Origin of the sequence: Sphingobacterium arenae (assembly GCF_014692505.1) — a bacterium.
In the GTDB taxonomy this organism is placed as follows: Bacteria; Bacteroidota; Bacteroidia; order Sphingobacteriales; family Sphingobacteriaceae; genus Sphingobacterium; species Sphingobacterium arenae.
The window spans coordinates 380087-401936 of sequence record NZ_JACNYK010000003.1; the positions used below are offsets into that span (position 1 = coordinate 380087).

15 protein-coding genes are annotated in these 21850 nt (G+C 42.7%); 6 read left to right on the forward strand and 9 right to left on the reverse strand.

Annotation, left to right across the window (positions count from 1 at the left end):
- The first annotated feature begins 23 nt into the window (after positions 1-23).
- The 5 genes from H8B17_RS13920 to H8B17_RS13940 all read left to right on the forward strand — a co-directional run bounded on the left by H8B17_RS13920 (position 24) and on the right by H8B17_RS13940 (position 8396).
- A complete protein-coding gene (locus H8B17_RS13920; protein ID WP_190309822.1) occupies positions 24-1223 on the forward strand; it encodes a FecR family protein in 1200 nt (399 codons plus the stop codon).
- A 176-nt stretch (positions 1224-1399) separates the two neighbouring features.
- Positions 1400-4738, forward strand: a complete 3339-nt coding sequence (locus tag H8B17_RS13925; protein WP_223816568.1) for a TonB-dependent receptor — start codon at positions 1400-1402, stop codon at positions 4736-4738.
- 10 nt (positions 4739-4748) lie between these two features.
- Complete coding sequence (locus H8B17_RS13930; protein ID WP_190309823.1) at positions 4749-6143, forward strand: RagB/SusD family nutrient uptake outer membrane protein; 1395 nt, start codon at positions 4749-4751, stop codon at positions 6141-6143.
- Between the two features lie 16 nt (positions 6144-6159).
- Positions 6160-7620, forward strand: coding sequence for a DNRLRE domain-containing protein (locus tag H8B17_RS13935; RefSeq protein ID WP_190309824.1), 1461 nt, complete (start codon positions 6160-6162; stop codon positions 7618-7620).
- A gap of 5 nt (positions 7621-7625) precedes the next feature.
- The gene (locus H8B17_RS13940; protein WP_190309825.1) at positions 7626-8396 is read left to right on the forward strand and encodes a glycoside hydrolase family 16 protein; all 771 of its coding nucleotides are present in this window, start codon (positions 7626-7628) and stop codon (positions 8394-8396) included.
- A 123-nt stretch (positions 8397-8519) separates the two neighbouring features.
- Here H8B17_RS13940 and H8B17_RS13945 read toward each other — a convergent pair whose 3' ends face one another.
- Both H8B17_RS13945 and H8B17_RS13950 read right to left on the reverse strand, forming a co-directional pair.
- The gene (locus H8B17_RS13945; protein WP_190309826.1) at positions 8520-8909 is read right to left on the reverse strand and encodes a VOC family protein; all 390 of its coding nucleotides are present in this window, start codon (positions 8907-8909) and stop codon (positions 8520-8522) included.
- Between the two features lie 91 nt (positions 8910-9000).
- A complete protein-coding gene (locus tag H8B17_RS13950; RefSeq protein ID WP_190309827.1) occupies positions 9001-10137 on the reverse strand; it encodes an alpha/beta hydrolase in 1137 nt (378 codons plus the stop codon).
- Positions 10138-10435: 298 nt separating this feature from the next.
- On the opposite strand from H8B17_RS13950, the gene H8B17_RS13955 reads away from it, so the two are divergent.
- Entirely contained in the window at positions 10436-10801 is a 366-nt protein-coding gene (locus H8B17_RS13955) for a nuclear transport factor 2 family protein (protein ID WP_190309828.1), read from the forward strand.
- Between the two features lie 99 nt (positions 10802-10900).
- Here H8B17_RS13955 and H8B17_RS13960 read toward each other — a convergent pair whose 3' ends face one another.
- The 7 genes from H8B17_RS13960 to H8B17_RS13990 form a co-directional block, all read right to left on the reverse strand.
- The gene (locus H8B17_RS13960; protein WP_190309829.1) at positions 10901-11989 is read right to left on the reverse strand and encodes a TlpA disulfide reductase family protein; all 1089 of its coding nucleotides are present in this window, start codon (positions 11987-11989) and stop codon (positions 10901-10903) included.
- 5 nt (positions 11990-11994) lie between these two features.
- A complete protein-coding gene (locus H8B17_RS13965; RefSeq protein ID WP_190309830.1) occupies positions 11995-13113 on the reverse strand; it encodes a TlpA disulfide reductase family protein in 1119 nt (372 codons plus the stop codon).
- A 26-nt stretch (positions 13114-13139) separates the two neighbouring features.
- The gene (locus H8B17_RS13970) at positions 13140-14684 is read right to left on the reverse strand and encodes a PKD-like family lipoprotein (protein WP_190309831.1); all 1545 of its coding nucleotides are present in this window, start codon (positions 14682-14684) and stop codon (positions 13140-13142) included.
- A 60-nt stretch (positions 14685-14744) separates the two neighbouring features.
- The gene (locus H8B17_RS13975) at positions 14745-15596 is read right to left on the reverse strand and encodes a DUF4843 domain-containing protein (protein ID WP_190309832.1); all 852 of its coding nucleotides are present in this window, start codon (positions 15594-15596) and stop codon (positions 14745-14747) included.
- A 19-nt stretch (positions 15597-15615) separates the two neighbouring features.
- A complete protein-coding gene (locus H8B17_RS13980) occupies positions 15616-17082 on the reverse strand; it encodes a RagB/SusD family nutrient uptake outer membrane protein (RefSeq protein WP_190309833.1) in 1467 nt (488 codons plus the stop codon).
- Between the two features lie 14 nt (positions 17083-17096).
- A complete protein-coding gene (locus H8B17_RS13985; protein WP_223816569.1) occupies positions 17097-20453 on the reverse strand; it encodes a SusC/RagA family TonB-linked outer membrane protein in 3357 nt (1118 codons plus the stop codon).
- 168 nt (positions 20454-20621) lie between these two features.
- Entirely contained in the window at positions 20622-21791 is a 1170-nt protein-coding gene (locus tag H8B17_RS13990; RefSeq protein ID WP_190309834.1) for a FecR family protein, read from the reverse strand.
- Between the last annotated feature and the right edge of the window lie 59 nt (positions 21792-21850).

Below are 21850 nucleotides of genomic sequence, written 5' to 3' on the forward strand. Positions count from 1 at the left end.
TAGTTGTATAAAAGCACAGTAAATTGGATAGGCAACGGTTAATATACCTTATAAAAAGAAGTCGACAAGGAAAATGTTCCATTTCGGAAAAGGCCGAACTTTATGAATTGATGCAAAACCCCTCTGTTGAGCAGGAAATGTTGACACTTTGGGATCAATTACAAGACGAGAAGCCCCTTGATGTTTCAGAAGACGACAGCAATAGACTGTACGATAAGATACGTGTACAAACAGAAGCAAATGGACCTCTCAGATCGAACGATAAATTGCAACGGCGTATACCGCCTTTCTTTCAGAAAGTCATCTCGGTAGCCGCCTTATTGACGATATTTTTTGTCGCTTACATGGTGACGTTCCACCCCATTTCAGAAGACGAAGTGATTGCGGAGGACTCGGAACTGCACGCAGAAGTAACACCCGGCAGTAAAAAAGCACGAATCGTTTTTGAAGATGGTACCTACCAAGAATTAGGAAACGGGGCAGCGCCAAATAGTAACCATATGTTTCGTGTAGGAAAAGAAGATGGCGTCTCTTATGTCGAATCATTTGGAGCTCACGAGAAAGCTACAATCCATACGCTTATCACGCCTGTAGGTGGAGAGTATGTTGTTCGTTTGAATGACGGAACCAAGGTGTGGCTGAATGCAAACTCCTCTCTTAAATATCCAGTTTCCTTTAGCGACGTTGACATTAGAGAGGTGGAATTGGAAGGAGAGGCATACTTCGATGTCGCAAAATTAGAAATTCACGGCAAACGTATACCGTTTGTCGTCAAATCGCAAGGGCAGATATTGAAAGTACTGGGAACCGAATTTAATATCAATACATTCAGAGATAAAGTAACCACTACATTGGTTGAAGGTAGCGTCCAAGTGTCGTTTGACGGCATGAAAAGGGAGCAGCCCTACGTTCTAAAGCCCAATGATCAGGCCATTTACGACAGTCGATCAAAACAAACCAACATCGTACAGATAGATCCCTATTATGTCACCGCATGGAAAAATGGTGATTTTGCCTTTGACAATGCGCCACTAAAAAATGTCATGGAAGATATCTCAAGATGGTACGATGTCGAGATAGAATATAAGACCGGCGTAAATGATATAAGATTTTCAGGTAAAGTATCCAAATTCGAAAGTATTGAAACTTTACTCCAAACAATAGAATGGACCGGTTCGGTGAAACTAAAACTTGATGGAAGGAGGATAACTGTAATGAAATAAGACAAATATCAAAAAATAGGAGGTGTTACCAGCACCCCCTAAAGATTTAGTCTGATAGACTAACGATTGAAAACTAATGTGTTAAATTATAAATCAACCGAATACAAATGTATGAAAAAAACTGGTTGGACATATTACTATGGGAAATATGCCACATAAAGATAAATTCCGCATTCATGAAGTTATCTCTAGCTATACCCCTTCTATTGATGGCGACATTGCAGGTCAACGCATCTGCTATTGCCCAAGAAGTAACACTTAAAAAGCGGGGTGTCAAATTAGATTATGTCCTGAGAGAACTTCAGAAACAAAGTGGATATAATATCCTCTTTGATCAAAGGATTATTCCAGAGTCAGCAACGATTAACGTCAATTACGAAAACGTACAACTGAATAAGGTACTCGACGAGATACTTGTGCCCTTTGGTATTAAATATAAGCAAACGGGGAAAAACATAGTTTTAAATAAAGAAGTCAAGCCTATCCCCAAGGCTGTATATATTAATAAGCAGCAAACCCCTATTCGAGGAACAGTAAGAGATGCCACGGGGTCGCCTATTTCAGGTGTTACCGTGAGTCTGAATGATGGAGGTGGCGACGACGTGCAGACCGCTCAAAACGGTACGTTTTCGATCTCAGCCCAATCCCAAGATAGGCTTACATTCACCTATGTTGGTAAAGAGCCGGTAACGATTACAGTAGGAAATGAAAGAGAGCTGTCTATCGTTTTGAAGGATCAAATGGTGATGATGGATGAGATGGTTGTTGTTGCATATGGCCAACAGAAAAAAAGAAATCTAACCGGATCTGTTGCTTCCGTTGGCAGCGAAGAAATCGAAAAAACAACCCTTCAAGACCCGATTTCCATTTTGCAGGGGCGTGCCCCCGGGGTGCAGATCACTTCTAATTCCGGTGCTCCAGGCGGAGAAATGACCATCAGAGTTCGGGGAAATTCTTCTCTCAATTCTGGTAACAACCCTTTATTTGTTGTGGATGGCGTACCTATCGAATCCAATTCACTATCGTCACTAAATGGAACAGAAAACTTTGGATTAAACCCATTGGCAGACATTAATCCAAGTGACATTGCTTCCATAGAGATACTAAAAGATGCAGCCTCTACGGCAATTTACGGCTCTCGGGCCGCAAATGGGGTAGTCTTGATTACCACCAAGCGTGGCGCCGAAGGGAAAGCACAGATAACAGCCAATTTTATGAGCGGTGTGAGTAGCATTACCCGTCATTTGAGTGTTTTGAATGCAGCCCAATACCGTTCAGCAGTTATCGACTCCTATCGCAATATGGATAACCCAGAAGAGCCCTTTTGGACGGTTCTAGATTCTTTAAACCCTTCCAATAATGGCGATATCGACTGGCAGAGAGAGTTATTGCGTAGCGCAGGGCAATATAAAGTAGATTTGGCAGTCCGTGGTGGAAGCGACAAGGTACAATATGCTTGGAGCAATTCATATCTAGATCAGGACGGTATTATCATCAACAACAATTATAAGCGGATTACTTCCCGTCTAAATGTAGATTTTAAAATATCCGACCGGTTGAAGATTGGACAAAGCCTCGCATATACGAATGGCACCAACAACCGGATCAATGCTGGAGGAACAGGAAACCTAAGCGTGATTCGCGAACTGTTGGTCCGACCACCTGTAATGTCCATGTACTTCCCAGACGGATCGCTGAATGGGTACCAGCTTGGGCGTCGCAATCCAGTAGGTATAGCGATGCATGCAACACATTATAATAAAAGCCACCGTCTTATTGGGAGTGAATATCTAGAGTATGAAATTTTGGACGGCTTGAGTTTTCGCAGTAATCTCCATTTTGATCTGATCACGATGAAGGAGGATGAATTTATGCCCTCTATATTAGATTATCGCGAAGGATATAATACGGGGGCAGTACGGAGCACAAACAACATCACATGGTCAAACGAAAATATCTTACGTTACAACAAGGTATTCGCTAAGGATCATAATTTTGGCGCCCTGCTTGGTTTCAGTTTGCAAGATTGGAGATTCGAGCGCACCGGGTTGAACGGTATGTTTTTCCCGAGTGACGACATTCGGACTTTGAATGCGGCGAGCGTTATTTCCAATAAAGATTCAGACGGGGCAGATATCAATACCGTTGGCGAAAGTGCCATGCTTTCGTATTTTGGCAGAACTTCGTACGATTATAAAGGAAAATATTTGGCAGAAGTCAACCTACGTGTTGATGGTTCTTCCAGATTCGGCCGTGATAAGAGATTCGGTTTCTTTCCCTCAGCATCGGCCGGTTGGCGTTTTACTGACGAGCCATTCATGGAAGGTATCCGAAGCGTGATGAACGACGGTAAAGTTCGCTTCAGTATGGGAAGTACAGGGAACCATGCTATTGGAAACTATACCTCCCAAGGTGAATTTTTAGTTGGACTCAATTACTTAGATTTTTCTGGCGCAGCACCGTCAGTGATGCCCAATTCCGGCCTGACTTGGGAAACGACTGTACAATACAATGCCGGTCTGGATCTGTCGTTCTTAGCGAACAGAATCACGCTAAACGCAGATTATTACGTAAAAAACACACATGATCTCTTGTACGCCGTGCCTATCCCTACCACGACAGGATTTGGGGTAATCACCCAAAATATAGGCGATATCCAGAATAAAGGAGTAGAGTTTTTACTGTCGACTAAAAATCTTGTAGGGAATTTCGGTTGGTCGACTAATTTTAACATTAGTGCAAATAGAAATCACATCATATCGCTACCCGAGAGTCTACTGACCAATGGTTATATCCAGAATGGCACTTTTCATATTCTGCGGGAGGGGCAGCCTATCGGTACTTTCTATGGATGGCGGTTCGATGGTGTTTATGCACGTGATGAAGACAACGTAAATGGAGTGACGCAGGGGAGCGCCTCAGGACGCGCATTCCAGGGAGGAGATCCGATCTGGCACGATCTCAATGGAGATGGCGTGATCAATGACGACGATCGGCAGATTATCGGAAACGCAGAACCTACATTTTTTGGAGGGATTTCTAATGATTTTACTTACAAGAATTTTTCATTGAATGTATTATTTCAGTTTTCCTATGGTAATGACATTTATAGCGAGATCAACCACCAACGTAATGCGATCGTACGGTATAACAACTTGTCGACAGATGCCTTAAGAAGGTGGCGCGAACAAGGAGACCTCACCGATTATCCACGACCCGTGCGTGATGACCCTATGCAGAGCGAAAGCCGTGTACAAAGCCGTTGGGTAGAAGACGGATCCTATATCCGGTTGAAAAATCTTAATCTTCGTTACCGTTTCCCATCCACCTGGGTGAGCCGGATCGGGATCAGGAGCTTAGACGCGTTTGTAACGGGAACCAATTTGATCACGTGGACAAAGTATACAGGATTTGACCCAGATGTTAATTCCTATTCCGGGTTGCGAGTAGGCGTGGATGAAGGATCCTATCCACAGAGCCGTACATTTATTTTTGGTTTGAATATAGGTCTTTAAGATAGAGGAAATGAAAAAAATTACAATACAATCGATAGTTCTGTTATCCGTATTGCTCATGGGATCGTGTTCATTTTTGGACAAAGAACCCGTTAGTAGTTTCTCAGCACAAGGTTTCTATAAAACAGTAAGTGACGCACAAGCTGGCGTTTACGGAATATATAATGGCATGCAGTCCGCATTTCGATTAAACTTTGCCTATTGGGGCGAGGGCCGCGCGGATAATGTTGGAACCAATCATGCTGGAGATCCTTTTGCGCTTAGTCGAAATACGTTGACAAGTTTGATTACAACATCCAATACCGCTACATCAGCGAATTGGACAAGTCTATATACCATTATCAGTCGGGCCAATTATGCGATCAAGTATATTCCCGAGATTTTTGAAGATGAGAATAATGCACTAAGAAACCAATTAATTGGGCAATCAAGAGCCTTACGCGCTATCGCCTATTTCTATCTGGTGCGGGTTTGGGGAGATGTCCCTTTTACCTTAGAACCCTTTGAAAGCGCAGAACAGGACGTGTTTTTTTCGGTAACTGACAAGGACGTCATTCTAGATCAAATTGTGGACGATCTGCTGTATGCATCCGAGTTTTGCGCACCCAGTTATGGCGGGGAGCGCGATCGCGTGCTAGTTACGCAGGGAAGTGCCGATGGCATCCTGACGCAAGTATATATGTGGCGTAAGCAATATGCGGAAGCCGTTATCACCGCACAGCGGGTGATAGACAATCCGTTATATACCTTAGTATCCATAGGCAATTGGAATAATATGTTTTCCACGGGGCTAAGCAATGAAAGCGTGTTTGAGGTCGGGTATAATGAAATCCAGACCAATGGTATGCGAAACCTTTTTGCACAAGGTAATGATGCGCAATATTTTCCAAGCGAGAAATTCAGGGAATCGTTCGAAGAAGGAGATTTACGTAAACCCAAAATATGGAATAACACACAGACGACACCCCGAATGATCTGGAAATTTTTCGGGGAAGGCTTTAGCGACGAAAGCCCAGACCCCTCTCAAAACAATATTATTTTAGTTCGACTCGCTGACGTGATGTTGTTAAAGGCAGAGGCACATGCCCGTTTGAGTCAGTATAGCGAGGCATTGCCCCTATTGAACACCATACGCAAACGTGCAGGACTGGATGCCCTTACCGAAGCTACTGCCGAGGAGAAATTCGGAGATGTCGTTTCGGCTATCATGCATGAACGATCAATCGAACTTTGTTTCGAGGGACATCGTTGGTTTGACCTCGTCCGGACGGATAAAGCCATCGCGGTAATGGAACCCATAAACGGGCTGGATGAGCCCGGTAATATTGTGTGGCCGATCCATGAAGATGCGCTCAATCGCAACCCCAATTTAGACCAGAACGAGTTTTATAGAACGAAAGATTGACAAAAAATCATTAGTTATGCAAACGAAAAGAATTTTAAACCGATTTTTGATGAGCTGCGTTACTTTGGTGCTTTTAGCGACCAGTTGTGAAATTCAGGAAGATTTCAAATACGAGCCTGCTAATATCGATGGTGTATTGGGGGTAACCGCATGGGAGTTTATTCAGAATAACCCGGACTTTGAGGTGTTGCGCGAAGCCATCAGCCGCACAGGGCTTCAAAGCCTGTATCAAGATGAAGAAAGGACTTTTATCATCCCAAATAATAACGCATTTAACACCTATCTTAAAAACAGTACCTATAATTCCATAGAAGATATACCTGAGCCTATCTTACGGAATATGTTGCGGTATCATATCGTCAAAGACCATGTTATTTTTACGGATCCAAGCATGGATCGTGATCTTCCAGTAGCCTATGAGACAGAAAACGGACAAACCATGTTTCTTTCTCGCAATAACAACTATATAGGGCAGATCAATCAGGGAACCACGCGGCAATGGGAAATCCGTACTTCCAATCTGGAGCCAACAAACGGCGTCATGCACGCGGTGAACGATATTGTATATTTTTCAGCTCCAGCAGTTGATAATAGCTCGGAAACAACAATGGAGAAAGATACGATATATGCAATACACGATTCGTTTGTTGCAGGCGGAGCCAATGAAAACACGAATTATAACTCAAATCAATATATCAGACCAAAGAGAATGTTAACAACGGATGGGAATAGTGCCGATGATCGGAAAGGCTATCTCATGTTTAACCTGGAAGATTTCGACAAGCCAGGAATAGTAGTAGATATGAGTCTTAGCCTCAAGGTCTACTTTGCTCGTGGCGGCTACGATATACACCTTTTTGAAATCGCGAATAGTAACTGGACAGAGTCTACCATCACGGGGCGTAATGCGCCCACCCCCACACAGCCTATGATTAGTTCCGTTTTTTCGCCAGCCGTGGGAGGAGATAACAGACCAGGAACTTTGTCTCTTGATATTACAAATTACTACCGAAATGCCTCTCCAACTGGAAGAATATCCTTTATGTTGGATACGCAACCCTGGGCGAATGGAGTCGATGAATACTATACAAGAGAGACCCCAGACCCTATGTTACGCCCGATGTTGGTCGCAACACTGGCCACGGGTCAAAATAACTTAGTCTTGGATATAAATGAGCCTGTTATCGTTTCAGAAGGTGGTTCTGAAGTTTTAAATGAAGATATCTTAAAGATTTCCGGTGCCGAACCATCTGATATCATTTATACCATCGATACGGCACCCGCGAAAGGTTGGCTGATCAGAGGGGCCGACGTTATGGTACAAGATGACGAATTTTTGCAGACCGATCTCCAATCCCTTAGCTTGATCTATATCCATAATGGGAAAAGCAGTGGAGAAGACACGATTGTCTTATCTGCTAAGGATAGAACAGGTGCGGTATTAGAAGATATAGAAGTGAAGATAAATATTCAATAATTGTTATGAAATTGCTTTTTAATAGTTTCAAGATATTGTTCATTGCTACCCTGCTATTGCTTTCCTGTTCTTCTTCCAGCGACCTCGACGAGTTGCCGATTGTGCAAACGGAAAGAATCATAAAGTTTTCGGGGTATGACTGGCTGGTGCGTACCTCTAACGATGTCCGGTTGGGACCCGGACCTAATTTGTTCTCGGATTCGGAAGACAATGTTTGGGTAGACGATAACGGACACATGCATTTAAAAATCGTACATAAAGGTAACGGATGGTATTGCGCGGGTGTTATTCTGAGACGATCCCTAGGGTACGGGAAATATATTTTTCATGTCGGCAGTGACGTAACTAAACTAGATGAAAATGTCGTCGGAGGCTTATTTACCTATCTAAATGACGAGGAAGAGATCGATATAGAGTTTTCTAGATGGTCCAATCCGAACAGCGAGGATTCTCAATTTGCGGTACAACCGTCGCATCTGCCTGGAAATAAAGTACGATATGATCTCCATTTACTAACGGATCGCTCGACGCATGCGTTCGATTGGCGTGCAGATAGGATTGATTTCTTCAGCAGACAAGGGCACGGCTTGACCGTCGATGATGAAAATCTTATCCGCGAATGGACCTATCAAGGTAACCATGTTCCGCCTCATCGAGGGACTGAACGATTGAGAATGAACCTGTGGCTATTTCGGGGAGAAGCTCCTTCCAATGGAGAGGAACAGGAAATGATTATCGAGAAATTCGAATTTATCAAGGCGGAGGGGAGTAATTAATACACAAATAAAAAGAGGCCGTCTCAATGCGGTGCCCCCAAAGAGTTAAACACTTTCTGGGGGCAGTCCAAAAAGAGACCGCCTCTTTTGCCCAATCTTCCCCACAGAGCAATCTCTATTCATCTAATCCGGCTGATATAAATCAAATTGATTTCCATATAAGTCTTCAAAACCAACACCCCTGCCTCCCGGCACCGCCGCCGGAGCCCCATGAAAGATGACACCTTTCTCTTTCATCGCTATATAATCGCCCTCGATATCGCTAGAATGAAACATGATAAAAACCTGTCCCCCAGCTTGATTACCGACTAGCTTGTGTTGTTCGGGAGTTTCAGCATTAACAAGTTCAAAAATCGTAGCATTGTCTCTTTGCGGAGCCACTGCCAAGTATCGCCAATCCGGAGAAAACATTTGGTCAACACATACCGTAAACCCCAGCTTTTCCGTATAAAATCTTTTCGCTTCTTCTACGTCCTTGACCAAAATTGTTATTTGAGTTGCTCTTGTTATCATACCTCGTTTATTTAATAATACAATTTTACACGTATTCATTTTTAACCGACTTCGCATAAGACAGGAAATTATACTGAATATACGCTATACTTCATTTCATATCGGCGAGCACCCTTTCAAGATTATTTCCATAACAGTAACAGCTTACCAGATGACATTTGCCCACCCTCGAGAGATCATAAAGTTTTATTTCAGAAAACTTAAACAAAGAATTAAACTTCGATTGCAATTTTAAGGCCGCCCCTTTATAATTACATCCCAATGTAGTGTTGCCATACTTGTATGGACCAGGACCAAATATCCCAATTCTGTTGTCTTTCTTTCGCAGGACAAAATCATCCTCATTATACACGATGTACAAATGATAATTATCTGTGGAGGAAATATCATTGGTTGGTCTCCGTTTCATATAATTCTCTACGATCATATCACCAGAAACCGCTGGAGCGATAAGGCATATATTTACTCGAGTGTTTGTCGGCGTATCACTCGGAATTTGCGATATATCCAGAAGAGAGTGCAATGCAACTTTGGCGCCCAAGCTATGTGAAACAACGTCTAATGTATCCTTCGAAATTTTGCTAGCTATTTTTCGAAGCGTATTCCCCGCTTTCTCGGCATGTGTCTGTGCCAGTTCGAAAAGTTCAAATAAAGGCCTGTTCTTTTTGCTGCTCGCTGAAAAACAACATTCATACAGCGCATCCCAATATACAGACACTATTTTCGTTTGTGTGGAATTAAATCTTTGGAAAGTTGCCGCTAACGTTTCAAAATCTTCGGGCGAACTGGAGTCACCATTTTGTGGCGCAAAAGGCTTTCTAAATCCATGGATGAGAAATGTCATCGTATTGGTCGGCGCCATATTTAGCCGCCTACTCAATGTTTCCACAATCGAGTCGTTCAAGACCGCTGCGTTAATATCACTATAGCTCGCGAAATCACAGTTGTAGCCCCGAGCTATTTCCACAAACTCTTTTTCGTTTTTTTTATACCATTCCTGTAAACTACTATTTGCTTCCCGCAGCTCATCGTTCGGAATTCTTACGTTCGGATAAATGATTCCATTTTTGTCAAGATATATGCCCGCTGTGTCTGCAGCGATGACTCGTTCTCCGTACAGTACGTTATTATGTGGCTGCCCCATCAATGTCGTTGACGGTAGGAATTGCTGCGCTTTTGTATTACTCAGCGCAAAGATGCCGGTTAGTAATAAAAGTAATCGTTTCACAATGATCAGGTTAGTCGTAAAATGTACACTAATCTAATAACTTTTTTCGATATACGTTCATTTATATTGCAATTGTCTTGACACTAATAATGTAAAAAAAATCCCGAAGCGGGCGCCTCAGGATTTTACTAACTAACCAATTATTAACCTAAATTATGAATTACTAGAAAACCTTCAATTCATGTGCCGTTTTTATTTTCATAACATCAATTTAACAAATATTAACATTACAATACCATTCTCTACGTAACTTGAACAGTCCATCAGAACAATTATTTTAATAAGCTGTTTATCGATTATGGAAAATACAAGAAAATTGGTCGAAAAAATCAACACGCTTTTTGAAGAGGGAAATATGGAAAGCTTCATGGACTATTTAGCGGACGACGTCGTTTGGGAGATGTTTACCTCCTCTTCTGGACATACCACAATGAATGGTAAAAAGGAAGTGTTTGACATGGACGATAGCGGTATGCCCGAACATACCGGATTCGAATTTGGTACTATTGTAGTCGAAGGTGAAACGGCGTCTGTGCAAGGCAAAAGCACCGGTAAGCTAAAAGACGGAACGGAATATAATGGACATTTCTGTGATGTGTATCATTTTAGAAATAACAAGATCGTTAAAATCGAATCTTACGTGATCGATAGCAGAAAAATCTGATAGCATAAAAAGACGTCAAGAACCGAAACCAAAAAATTAATACCATAAAAAAGAAGGTGACCTTTTGGGACACCTTCTTGTATGCAATAAGACAGATTTTTACAGTGTTTTTTCCAAGTGGCGGATTAATTGTTCCCCCCGTAGACCGACTGCAACAATCTTACCCTCAGGATCGATAAGATAATTTATAGGAATGGACTGTACGCCATAGCTTTTGGCAGCGGCATTATCAAAGCCTTTTAAATCAGATACGTGAATCCAGGGAAGACCATCCTTTTCGATCGCGTCAAGCCATTTTTGTTTACCACTTTCTTTATCGAGGGAGACGCCGAGTATCGTAAAGTTTTTGTCTTTAAATTTCTCATATGCTTTGACAAGTTGTGGATTTTCGGCACGACAGGGTATACACCAAGAAGCCCAGAAGTCTAGAAGTACATATTGACCACGAAAATCAGACAGGCTGATCGGATTGCCCGACACGTCGTTCATCGTAAAATCAATAGCATCCTTTCCTATGCCTAATTTTTTAGCACCAAGTAACAATCTGCCAACCCGCTGTCCATCTTGGGAATCGCGCCATTCCTCTGATAGATTGTTGTATATTTCAGACATCTCATTGTATCGTTCCGCTAAGAGATTGGGTCTGCCTATTTCTTTCATTAAGTCGAACGAAACCTGAGAAGCAGGATAGGACTTTAAGAAGGCTAGGTGAACACTATCTCTTTTTGCGAGGATGAGATCTTCTTTTTTGCCCATAACCGTCCAACCGATAGATTCAAGGCTCTGCTGAAGCATAGCGAAATCACGTTGTGCAGCGCTTCCTGTTATAGTGGCAGTTGCTAAACGTTCTCCTTTTATAGTTGTTATTCCTGAATCTAGATAAAGATGAATGGTTTCACCTCTTTTCTTTGTTTTTGCTTCTTCTTCTTTAGAATAACCGATGAAAAGAAGGGCCTTCACAGGTTTTCCGACAGTTCCTTTCAGTTCGAAGTGACCTTGACGGATACGTGTCGTATCATTTTTAAACGATTTTCCGTTATGGTACGCCAACAAAACTACGCTACCTTCCGTCACAGGACTTGATAAATTTCCTTTAAGCTGGAAAGTTTCCTGTGCAATCCCCGTATTTAGCACGAATAAGCCGAACCACAGCACAGATAGTGATTTTAAGTTTTTAAATCTACGCATCTTACTTATTTTAGCAGTTCCTGAATCTTATTAAACAAGGCTTCGCCACGAAGATTAGATGCAACAATCTTTCCCTTGCCATCAATCAATATGTTTTGTGGAATGGCCCGCACACCATATAGTGCAGCCGCGGGTTCCTTCCATCCTTTAAGGCTTGATACATGATACCAAGGCATCCCATCCTGCTCAATGGCAGCTTTCCACCGACTTTCGTCATCGTCTAGCGAAACACTGAGCACCGTAAATCCTTTGTCTTTAAACGCGTTATATGCTTCCACTACATGTGGATTTTCTTTGCGACACGGGCCGCACCAGCTGGCCCAGAAATCGACCAACGTAAATTTATTTTTAGTAACGATTTCCTTTAGACTAAGGGCATTGCCCTGTGGCGTAGTAGAAGAAAAGTCTTTATAGATTGTTCCTGTCAACTGACCTTTGGCGGCAAGTAATCGTTCTTCTAATTGCTTCCCAAGTACAGTCTCCTTCAATTCGGTACTCAATTTTTCAAAATACGGATAGGTGGTCTCATAGTTGGCCAATCTGCCCTGTGCCGTTTTATCGAGATAATAAAGAGCGACGTAAGAAGTGGGGTTTTCCGATACAAATTCATGAACTATTTTCTGCTTAGCGCTGTGTTGCTTACTGATCTCCGGTATCAATTTTGCTAAATATGCTTTCTTTTCTTCACCCTCTGGCATCATTTTAAACGTGTTCAACCCATCGAAGAGCTTGGTTTCTGAAGGCCTTATTTGTTTCGCCAATCGCTCGTGTGCTTCTGCCATTTTTGTGCCACTAACCTGAGCATAACGAATAGAATCTTTTGCAGATACACGAATGGTTCCTTTTGACAGAAACAGATCAATGAAATCGACAGTTTGTCCCTCCTGAATACCTAGCTTGCCAACGGTAGGCGAAATTACGTGCCCTTGTATTTTGAAACGACCGTTCTTTACCATCACGCTATCTGTGATTTTGGTCGTATCGTTAACGTAGTACAACTTGATGAACTTATCATTGTGCCTTGGATTGGCTTTGCCTTTAATAGTAAAATCGCCACTTTGAGAAAAGGACGCTACCGGCCCGCATAAAATTGCGATAAATACCCAAATTTGTGTTCGTTTCATGTTTATTTTTTTTATAATGTTTTTAATTAATTTACTGCTCGCCAATTGATGTCTTTTACCTTAATCATATCTGTCCAAGTGCTGTTTTCTTGAGGTAATAGTTCCACGACATTCGGATTAGTCCCCACAAGGAAGCGACGTAACGTACCTTTTGTTTCGCTGTTATAGGTAGCGATATATAAGCTGTTCGATAAATGGTCAATCTGTGTGTCGAACTTCAACATGGTGATTTCATCTGTACTAAGGTCAGGATAAGTATAAATTTTTTCGAAACCAGGATTATAGTCATATGCATATAACTTATTTTTTACCGAGTAGAAGATCACACTGCGGTTGGAAGAAAAAGCATAAAATTCAGCCTTATCAAAATCTGTAGCAAGCGCTTTTATCATATATGCAGCACGCTTACCAGGGTTGGTCCCGTTCGCATAAAACTTATAGACAAGATGTGTATTATCTGCATCCTTCATAATCGCAAACGAGTTTCCATTGGTAGATGACCCGTCGTTATTTCGCGTATTTTCGGCATACACTAACGTTCGTCCTGCCGGTTGGTTCCAGGGGAACGGTCCACCGTCATCCGGTAAAATCGTTGAAGATGTAGCTACCGCTATACCGGTATAGTTAAGAAAGCGTTGGTTTTGCGTGTCGTACCACATTATCGAGCTCATGCTGCCAATAGGGTAGAGTAAATAGGGAGCGGCTGGAATTCGTACCTCGGGTGCGGATGCCAATCGATTAATCGGATTGTTGAAAAAATCTCCTCCAGATATAATTGGTGCGCCAGCAAATACATCACCGCCTGAGGTTACCATTGCCCGATACAAGCTACTTCCAATAGCGCCGGCCGCTGTCCGTATTTGAGGTGCTACGACGACGGGATGTAATGTCTCCGGGTCTATGTTTTCTGATATATATAACATCCGACTGAAATTATTGCTCGTCGTAGCAGTTAGTGTCGAGCGATCAAGATAGTAGGAACCGGATTTGGTAAAAGCCCATAGCTTTCTATAATTTGCGCTCCCACCCGTGTGTACTAGGCTGATCGGATCTTTTAGGGGAGGAAGCCCGCTTGTAGAAAGAATTCGCCTGATATGAACCGTATCTGGTAGCATGGTGAGCATTTCTGCCTCGGCAAAACCTTGTTCGTCTTCTCCGATAATGAGTAAACCTCTGGAATAAGCGGTGCTAACGATAAGACGTGTATTCGCAATCCAAGTGACGCCTGTCTTCTTATCAAACGCCCTGTAATACAGATCGAATTCCCCCGGCTCCAGTCGTACGGCATAATCGAGATCACGTCCGCGACCGATCGTATCACGAACTGTTTTTCCTTCCCTTTTCAGTATCCACAAATAGCTGTAGTCTCCTGTATCTTCGTCATGTTTAGTTGCTTCGATATCGGGGTGAATATGTAATGTGTCTATACCCGTACGCAGTATGTATTCGCTTTCCACATCCAGGATTGTCAACTCATTAATAGCTGAATATTCGTAATTCCCCAAATCTTTGCTACAAGACGCTATTGTCAGGAAAGACAAAACTGCTATGAAGTAAAAAAGTAATTTCATTAAATTTCAATTATTGTTAATATGAAAATGCTAAAATATGTACGTCTCCTATCGTTATGATTATGGGCCAGGAACCCATGGAACGCCGATATAAGAGGTCCAAGGAACACTACCAATAAACATGAGCCGACCATCATCTTCTAATATCGGATCGCCTGCATTGTAGCGTTCGATTAAGATCTTTGAAGCATCGCTTCCAATAAGCAGCGAGCGTGCTAGTGGCATGGTTTCCTCGCTCGCAAAGTCTTCGTAGGTTAACCCCAGATTATCAATCAAAAACTCCATTTTTTTCCGAGTGAAGGCACCAAATAGTCCGCTTTCACGGTTTCCACTTTGTATCGAACCTCGCCAGATCTCCGGTTCGACCATAATGTCATTTATCCTCAACGTATGTAAGCTGGCGTCAAACTCTTCAACAGTAGCACCGCCGTCAAGAGAGGGGATGGCGTCCCATTCGGGGAAAGACAATGCAAGGTCATTACTGCCAGTTAAACGAAGGCCCAACGTTTTCGGCTCTTCTTCCAGATCCGGTGTGCGCTTTAAGTGCACCTTAACTGTCGTGGATATTGCCCCTGCAGGAATAACCCAGTCACGTGCAATTGCTTCATAATGCTGATTCAGGATAGCCGTTGTCGAATCAGGATTTACATCTATATAAAAGACGCGATCATATTCTTTTACAGGTCCTGTAATACCAATTTTTATTGGAATCTCAACCTCATCGAGTCCAATCCTTACAAAATCTACATTGGAGTAAGGCTGATAAGGCCAAGATTCCGGAGACCGATTGCTGTCGCCATGTTGCACAGCAAAATAGACGCCTTCACGTCCTTCATAATCCATTAATTCTTTTTCGCAACTCAGGAATGCTGCCGTTTGAAAAAGTAGGATATACATTAATATTTTTTTCATATCGCAATATTTCGTGAGATTAGTTTCGTTGAGAGGTTTCACTATCGGGTAGCGGAACGGTGTAATTATTCAAAACCATTGTTTTGACACCCGTTATTGTCGCGTGATTAGGTATCGACTGGTAGGCATTTCGTTTGTAAAAAAAGAACTGTTGCCCTTCGCCGATCATTTCCCTTCGGTATTCTTTACCGATTTCTAACTTTAGGGCTGCTTCCGTCGCAGGTACGAGGTCGACTGTATTTCGAGCAGTTCTTAATACGTTAAGGTACTCCGTTGCGATCGTTAAGTCGGGGTGGCATTCTGCGGCAATCAGTAGTAATTCGGAAACCCGGATCAGCGGAATCATATACCTTCCCGGACCGTCCACGATATCAGCATATTTCATATTGGTTGTAGCAGATTCCGTCGCGTTAGATGCCGTTTGCCAAATTCGCTTGCGGTAGTCGTTCCCATCATCGTACATGTCGTCGACGCGCCGCTCGTCCTCGTCGCCAGCACTAAACGATAACTTGTTCGCCGGCGTTAGGTTTACACTGAAGAGCCTGTCATACATCAGTTTCCGATTGATGTCATACAATGCAAACATTACCTCCGAACTAAACACGCGATCTGGCGTCGTCGGATCGGTCGCTTGTGCGAATGTAACGAAAGGAAAAACCGTCTGGTCGGCAGCAAATACCTCATCCAGTACCTCTGCAGCTTGCCTCAGCGCATCTACTTTATTGTTTTGCCATAAGTATGCGCGTGCCAGTAGCGCCTTGGTGGCATAGTAATTTAGACGATATTGGCGATAATAGAGGTCATTAGAACCCGAAGGATTAGCCCCATTGCGGACACCTTCTGTGCGTATAGGATCGGTATCTTCCATTAGTAATATAGCAGCTTCAAGATCAGCCACGACATGTGTCATTATCTCTTCAGATCCAAGTAAAGGCGTTATATCGTATCCGGTTTTATTAACGTAAGGGATAGCCAAAGTTGCCTTGTTTTCGTCCGTATAGATCGGTCCGAACAAGCGCAACATATCCAAATGCAGCATGGCGCGCAAGGCCAAAGTCTCCCCCTTAATAATGCCGTAATACGGCTGAGGGAGGATATCACTAGGCTCATTACCGCACTTCTCTAAAATAACATTGCAGTTAGCAATTAATTCATAAGCCTTTTGCCAGGCTTTATCAAACGTAGTTTTTACGTCGCTTTCCGTATAGGCGAACGTAGCATATCTGTAATAGTTATGCGTAGAACTACTCATAAAATAATACTGCCCAAGTACGTCTATTGCTCCGGTCGTCATGGCCTGCCCGTAAAGTGCCGTATGAGCCATTTCAACATATACGCCATTTAATGCTTTCAGGTAGCCTTCCCGGTTTATAAACAGTTGATCTTCATCCAGCCGATCGGTAGGCTTTACATCTATCCATTTACTACACGAATGGGTCAACAAGCTTAATACCAGGAAAATATATATTGTGTGTATTGTTTTCATATTATACTTATCAATTAAAATCGAACTGCTGCCGAAAAGGCTACCGATCGCGCAAATGGGTAATCAATACCACGTTCATTCTTTATGGTCGATAGATGGAAAATATCATTCATATACGCCCTAAACGTCACGGACGACGCACGTATAGATTGTAACCAAGCGGCATTGGTATTTTCATAACCCAACGAAAATGATTCCCCAATGAGTTGATTGTTATCTTCCACAAAACGAGATGACATCGGTGTCGTCTCAGTAAGAGCAATGCTTTTGAAACGAGCTACATCTCCCGGCTTCTGCCAGCGTTCATAAAGCGCACGTTTATCTTGATTTAGGGTTACATTAGCCCGAGATATGTTCTCCACCTTCTCATAAAGCGTTTGCATAAAAGCTTGCCCGCCGATACGGTACCTTAAGTAGGCAGAAGCTGTAAAACCTTTGTAGAAAAAATTTGTCCCGATTACACCTTCAAGATCTGGGTCGCTGTTTCCGACGATGACCTCATCCTGATAGTTATGTACAAAGGTCTGTTCATTATTGCGATTCAGGAATATTTCTCTCCCTGTAGCCGGGTCTATACCCGCCGAACGGACGGCCCAAAGATCCGAAGGGCTTCCGCCATCGTAATAGCGGACAAGATTTCGGCTCTTATTGGCTTCATTAAAGTTAGCCAATTGATTCCCCATATTACGGTATTGAGCCTTTAGCTGACGTAGGTTAAGATTAATCCGCCAATTTAGTTGACTTCGTTTTAGTACCGTATAATCCGTTATTAAAGTGAAACCATGTGTTACTTGTTCGCCGATGTTTTGTGCCACTTTACTTACTCCAGTCGACGATGGCAGGGATACAAAAACGAGTAGCGGATCGGTATTTTTAACAAAGTAATCCGCATTGATCCTTAACCGGTTATCCAATACCGTTAGATCAAGACCGACGTTACGATCTAAGGTAGTTTGCCATCGCAGACTCCTATTTCCCATGTTGCTAATTATCGTGCTGGCACCAAAAGGATTGCGATTCTCGTTGTTATAGCGGTAGAGCCGCATCGAGATATAATTGTCAAAATTTTGATTACCCGGATTACCAATCGATCCACGAATACGGAGTTGGTTAATCCAGCTCAAGGCACCATCTTTGATGAAATGTTCATTATGTGCATTCCAAGCTACTCCCGTAGACCAGATGGTAGAAAACTGTCTTTCAGATCCAAAAACAGATGATCCGTCAGATCGTAAGGTCGCATCAAACAAATAGCGCTGATCGTAGGCGTATCCTGTATTCAGGAAAAAACTTGCACCTCTCCGTACCGCTTCCTCATAATGAGGTTGCTGCTGTATATAATACCCTAATGCAAAACTGGGATTAGAAAATTCATCATCGATAAAACCCGCTGCACCGAAGGAACTTTGGTGACGTTTATTTTGCTCCATCCGCGCACCGGCAACTGCATTTACCATGTGCTTATCTGCTAATAGCTTTCCGTAGGTCAAACTGAAATCACCATCATAATTCACGTTTTTTCCATTCGATTCATTATAGCGTCCTCTCTCCAGAACATCTATTTCTATAAATTCCGTATTGAAAGGGGAGCGGAATTGCTCCCGATTGATACTCATACTACGAATACCGAAGCGACCACGTGCTCGTAACGATTCCATTATCCGCCATTCTATTTCGAAGTTATTGGTAAAACCCTGTGTTTCCTCTAGGTCTATATTTAGATTTTCTTGATCATACAAGGGACTATAAACATTGACCGTTTGCGGTTGGAAATTAGCATTATTATAAATGTAGCTTTCCAGAAGCATATTGGGACGGCCATCTGCATCGTATTTACGATAATAGGGGTTGGCTCGAGAGAAGCTAGCGAAACTTACGCTCTCGCGGTTTGCGCGTATATTATCTATGCTCAGCGAGTTATTAACAGAAATGTTTCCTTTACGATAGAGCAGGCGTATATTACCATTAGTCGCTTGTCGATCAGACCCCTTCATCACACCTTTGTTAAGACCATGATTGATCGATGCGCTATATCTTAGATTGGCATCACCTCCTTCAGCAAACAGCGTGTGTCGCTGGTTCAGCGTGGTGCGCAACGGCTCATTGGGCCAGTAGGTATTCACACCCCGACGAACTTCCTTTAAACGGTTATTATAATTCGCCTCACTGGCGGAGTTGGCACCCACTATGAGATTACCGTCTTCATTCAACAAACCGTAGAAGCCCGATAAAAGTTCGAATTGCAGCTTTTCTTCCGCATTCATTAAATTATAGTCCGTTAAATCTGCGAAATTGACCGAGCCATTTAAGTTGTAATTGATGCGTAGTTGCCCAGGTTCCGGTCGTTTCGTCTCGACAACAACCACACCGTTTGCAGCCTTTGAACCATAGATAGCCGTAGCAGAAGCATCTTTTAATAAAGTGATGCTTTCGACGCGATCCATACTCAGATCGCTGATGATCTGTAACGTACTCTCGAAACCATCAAGAATAAACAACGGCTGATTTGGATCCGAGCTAAATTCGTCGGTTAAACCAATAACACTGCTTTTGCCGCGTATTTCGATGTTGGCCATACGGTTGGGATCCGATCCAAATTGATTGTTATCGATGACAGCAAAGGAGGGGTCTAATGTTTTTAAACTTTGAAGAACATTTTGATTGCCTACCACCTGCAGCTCTTTTGCCGTATACGTAGTCGATGACCCCGTAAAACTTTCTTTTTTACGTTCATAGATCCCTGTAATCACCACATCTTTGATCGCACTGGCAGCAGGTTCCAATTGGGCGGACAAGCTTTCTTGCCCTTTATACTCCATTTCCAAGGTTTTCATTCCAATGCAGGTGAAAACTAAATATGTTTTCCCAGTTCCGTTTGGCAGGATGAGTCTAAAGCGTCCCTTGCTATCGGTACTGCTGCTCAGCTGAGTCCCTTTGATCTGTACGGTAACACCTTCCAGATACGCTTTGGTTTCCGAGTGCTGTACAGTTCCTACAATAAAGAACTGCTGAACGTTCGCTTTAGGGATCTGGGGGGCGGGCCTGGATTTCGCTTTCTGGGAAAAGGAAATGGTTTTGTCTTCCAGCTGATAAGCGATAGATTGATCGGCTGTAATTTCCCCCAAAAAATCCACTAATTGCATGCCCCGCACATCAACAGTGACGGGTTTGGCTTCTTCCAACAAACTTTTAGAACTAAATACAGTATAGCCTGTTTGCTGCCGAATAGCCTCTACAATACGTGCAAAGGGAATGTTTTTTCCTTTTAGCGTAATCTGCTGAGAATAGCTAGACGCACTTACTGTTAACAGCCCAGCTATGGTTAAGAACATGGCGATCTTCATCACTCGTGTTAAGTAATTTATATTCATTAATTTTACCGTTGATTTTGGTTGGTGCTATATTGCTTGTTTAGGTAATTGTCGTAAATCAGATCGCAGAGGAAAGGATCGCCGTCCTTTCCTTCTTTTTTGATTTTACGTACAATCTGTTCGGATTGATTATTCGTATTATTTCATAGGCATTTAGATTTTTAAGTGTTATATTTTCTTTCCTTTAATGATAAGTTTGCGCTGGACAGGATCTAGGCTATAATTAATGTCGGCGACGTCGAGTACGCGCAGCACAAGACTTATGTTCTGGTTACGGAAGGCATCGCCTGCTAACTCGACGGCTGGCACTTGTCCTTCATAGACAATGGTCAGATCATACCAATGCCCAATTTCAGTCATTACGTCGGAAAAAGATTTACCATCAAAGCTAAACTTTCCGTCGCGCCAGGCGACGTAATTACCTGCATCAACCTGTTGAACACGTGTGCCTAGATGCGTTGTTACAGCCTGATCGCCTGGTGACAATAACATCTGCTTGTGTTGGTCTGTCAACGCTATTTTACCTTCGATGAGCGTGGTTTTGCTCGACGTTTGATCAGGGTAGGCGGAGATATTGAATTGTGTACCCAATACGTCAATCTCTTGCTGGCTGCTGATCACCTTAAAAGGTTTTTTTGATCCATCATTTCGATATGCCGACTGCACATCAAAGTAGGCTTCGCCTTCTAGCTCGACAACACGTTGTTCATTCGTAAAATGGGTAGGGTAGGTTAACTTAGAAGCTGCATTTAACCACACCAGGGTGCCATCAGGCAAGGTAACCCGATAAGTGCCACCCCGTGGAGTCTGTAATACCAACTTTGCGACCTTGTCGTTGGCATCATCTAATAATCCGTTTTCTTGCAAAGTTGTACCATCGCCGTAGGTGATACCGTTGTTGACAATAATGCCATCCTGTGAAGTACTAAGATTAATCTGTCTGCCGTCGGTCAAGGTAAGTGTAGCCTTGTTGCCTCCCGGCTCAATTGTCGTACGAACCAATGTAGCAGGTTCTACCCCTTTGTTTACATAAACATGGTTGGTCCAAATGCCTATAAATATAATTAATATTGCCACAGCAGCAGCCCAATAAAGCTTTCGAATATTAGAACGAGGGTAGGGTGTAGGTTTATCTTCTTGAATTTTTGAAAGCAGGCCATCAAGCATCCGGGTCTTTATCTGATGGTGACTTTTTTCATCATCAGATAAAGGTATAGTAACCAAGGTGTCATCATGGCTATTATACCAATCGATTAAAACTTGTAGCTCATAAGAGTCAATGCTGCCGTTTTTGAACTTATAAACTAATTGCTCAATATATTTAGGATCGTGGATCATCTTTATTCTGCCTGTTTATCTATATAGACAGAAAAATACGTGATCCGGGTGAGTCGGAA